General features: G+C 55.7%; 2 protein-coding genes. Both read right to left on the bottom strand.

Translation table 11 applies throughout. The annotated features are described in order from the left end of the window. A partial coding sequence (locus IEY70_RS20695) for a transposase (protein WP_189066921.1) occupies positions 1 to 752 on the bottom strand: 752 nt, incomplete at its 3' end. A gap of 500 nt (positions 753 to 1,252) precedes the next feature. Beyond that, the gene (locus IEY70_RS20690; RefSeq protein WP_189066920.1) at positions 1,253 to 2,509 is read right to left on the bottom strand and encodes a hypothetical protein; all 1,257 of its coding nucleotides are present in this window, start codon (positions 2,507 to 2,509) and stop codon (positions 1,253 to 1,255) included. Positions 2,510 to 2,873: the final 364 nt, after the last annotated feature.

The following is a 2,873-nucleotide window of genomic DNA, read 5'->3' as shown; positions in this document are numbered from 1 at the left end:
TTCTCTCCTTTCTTGGCGGGCAACCAGATCCAGTACAGCCACAACTGGAGGTCAGGGAGGCCAGAAAGCGTGACTGGGCACTGTTGGCGGGTGATGTCTTTCAGACGGTGCCCTTCTGTGGTTCTGCGATCCGCTCGCATCCCAATGGTGAAGTCCAGACCCAGGTCCCGAACACCGTGCATGAACGCCCTGCTGCTGAACCCTGCATCTGCAAGCAGATGCACGTGTTTGGTGCGTGTGCGCACCTCGGATGGGAGCTGCCGGACAAGCCGGAGTGCCAGGTCTGTCGGTGAAGGCGAGCCTTTCCCGCGCCAGATCTTGAAGCCCCAGGGGAGGCGAAGATCACCACAGCAGACGTAGAGCATGACGACATGGAGGCCACGAACACTGTTCAGGGTGTGGATCCAGCCATCCAGTTCAGCGAACGCGCCCTCCTTTGAGATGGAGGTCGTGTCAACGATGAGCTCGACGAGCGGTGGACGCCCGCGGCGTCCACGGAGGGAGTCCTGGAAGGTGTGTAGGGCGTGCTGGCGGATGGTTCGAATGAGGGTGCGCAACGACCAGTTCTGGTGGTTGAGGAACCGACTGATCGCGCCTGGGGACTTGGCGGTGGAGGCATGGAAGCGGGATATCCCAAGGGCTTCAAGGAAGCAGCTGAGCACCACCTGCATGTTGTCTCGATGCTGCTTACGGGAGCAGGCAGTCAACATGTCAGAATAAAGCTGTCCAGCGCGGTTAATCTTCTGTTTCACACCCTCATTCTGAGGTCAGAAGCCGTGCTGGACGTCCTTTTCGAAAACTGAAAGATGTCAGGTATCCATCGTGCCGCCTCCCGACGCAACCAGCAAGTGAGTGAGCGCAGAGGCTGTGCTCAGCGCGTTTGCCGTCGCAGACGGAGTCACCGCTCAAATCAAGATATTCGACGGCCCAGACGGTAAAAAACCGAAGATGTCCGGTACTGAAAGTTGACGGATGTACCGATTGCGAATCGAGCGTTCAAGAGCATTAAGGAGGTGGAAGCTGCCCTCTCGGAACGCTGTGTCTGGTTGGAAACTCAACCTGATCTGGTCACTCGTCACACGCTCTTCCACTGGTAGCCCTTGTTGGCTAATTAATCGGAATCCGTACCAGAGGTTCTTCAGAACCCTGAGGTTGCGGGGCGGCCCGGACCCAGAGCCACCAAAGACCAGAAAACGTGGCCGGCCGTCCTTATTAGAAGCACTCAAGAACGGCTGGCACGTCAGTTTTCACTTCATCCACAATCCTTGGCTGCCAGGTGGACCAGCAACTCCATTGATCCGTTGGTGAAAGCGCTCGGCCATGACATCAGCGGGTGGCGTTCTCGGGTAGTATTTGGGCCGACGTAGAGGTTGAGGGCCTGCTCACTGAGGGGGAAGTCGTTCTTCAGGTGTGCGTATGCCTGCGTGACCTTTTTGTCATGCAGGAATCCCCACCATCCCAGGAGGAGCGTACCGGAAAGTTCATAGGGACCGTATCCGGCGTTTTGCCCGGTTGTGGCGTAATTCCAGCGGTACAGTCCGTTCCACCCATCCATGTAGTTGGTCATCCGCGTCACGGAACTGTCTGTTGTCGAAGGGCGGAACATGACGAAAAACTGTCTGACGAGCCGGTCGTGGAGGTCGGTCAGGTATCCTTGCTGATCGGGCAGTACCTGTCCCATTGCCTGGAACGATTCAAGCCAGAGGGGATAGCGGTGGGCGTGGCTGGAATCGATGGTGACATCGGGTTTTGGTAGCTTGGGTATGTTTGTGCCCTTGTACAGATGTCCGGCCCAGGCTGTATCTGGGTAATCCGAGAGGATGCCGGGTTTGAAAATCACACCACCTGCGGGTGTTTGCGTGAGGAACTCATGGAGTGCGTCTCGGAGAAGCGGTGCAACGTCTCTTGAGTAGAACGTCTTGAATTTGGCAGAGGCCCCTGTGGCGTACAGGTCACTGGCGATTGCCATCAGAAACATGTCCTCGTCTGGCATCAGGCGGTAGTAGTCGTACTTTGGATCTTTGGTTTCAATGCGCCAGCGCAGGCGCTCCGATCGATTGGCATGTTGTCCGTCATACCACTTAACCGGGTCATTCAACCATTGCTTCATGACTTGATTCTCAATGCTCACCTTTAGCTTAAGATCACTGCTACTGATAGCGGAGTACATTGATTTTAGCTTCAGATATTGCGATAAAAAGTAGGTGAATTGGGTTCCATTTAGTGTGGCCGCCGATTCGGCCGATGCTCCTGACTGCATGTACCTCTCAACGAAATCATTAAATTCGCCCTGAGATTTTTTGTCACCGCTCAAGAAAGCAAAATGAAGCGGTTGCATAAGAACGTGTGCCGCATCGTAAATGTCTCTGGCTTGCCACAAAGGAGATTTAAGGAGCGGGGTCACTGTCCTGTTCCAGAGCCGCTGTTCAGGAGGTGTGAGCTCACACCCTGAAGCAATCGAGTCAGTCAAGAGGAGACAGCAACCCAGCACCAACAGGCGGATGCGCATCTCTAGAGTGTACTTGCAACCGCTGATTCCACACCGAACCAGGTCCTTCAGAACAACGCCGTCCAGGATCGTGGCGTTCCGGTTCTGATTTCAGGGCCACTCAGGTGGGTGCGCACATTCCACTTCTGCCTCTGCCTGATCTGTCAAGGGTTTAGTGGAGCCTCCGTTCAGGATGGGGGCCTGCTTCTCGAAGGCCGTTGGCGACCGATAGCCCAACGACGAGTGACAACGACAGTTATAGAACACCCTGACCGCCTGACAGATTTTATGAGATGAAGTGAAAACTGACGTGCCAGCCGCTCTTGAGTGCTTCCAACGAGGACGGCTGGCCGCGTTTTCTGGGCTTCGGTGGCTCGGGGTCCGG

Source organism: Deinococcus seoulensis (genome assembly GCF_014648115.1).
Taxonomy (GTDB): Bacteria; Deinococcota; Deinococci; order Deinococcales; family Deinococcaceae; genus Deinococcus; species Deinococcus seoulensis.
Note: the sequence above shows the minus strand (reverse complement) of the source record. Positions and strands in the feature narration are given on the sequence as shown.

Excerpts from the sequence above, each read along its gene's own strand:
- IEY70_RS20690 (WP_189066920.1), bottom strand. The coding sequence starts at position 2,509 with ATGCGCATCCGCCTGTTGGTGCTGGGTTGCTGTCTCCTCTTGACTGAC.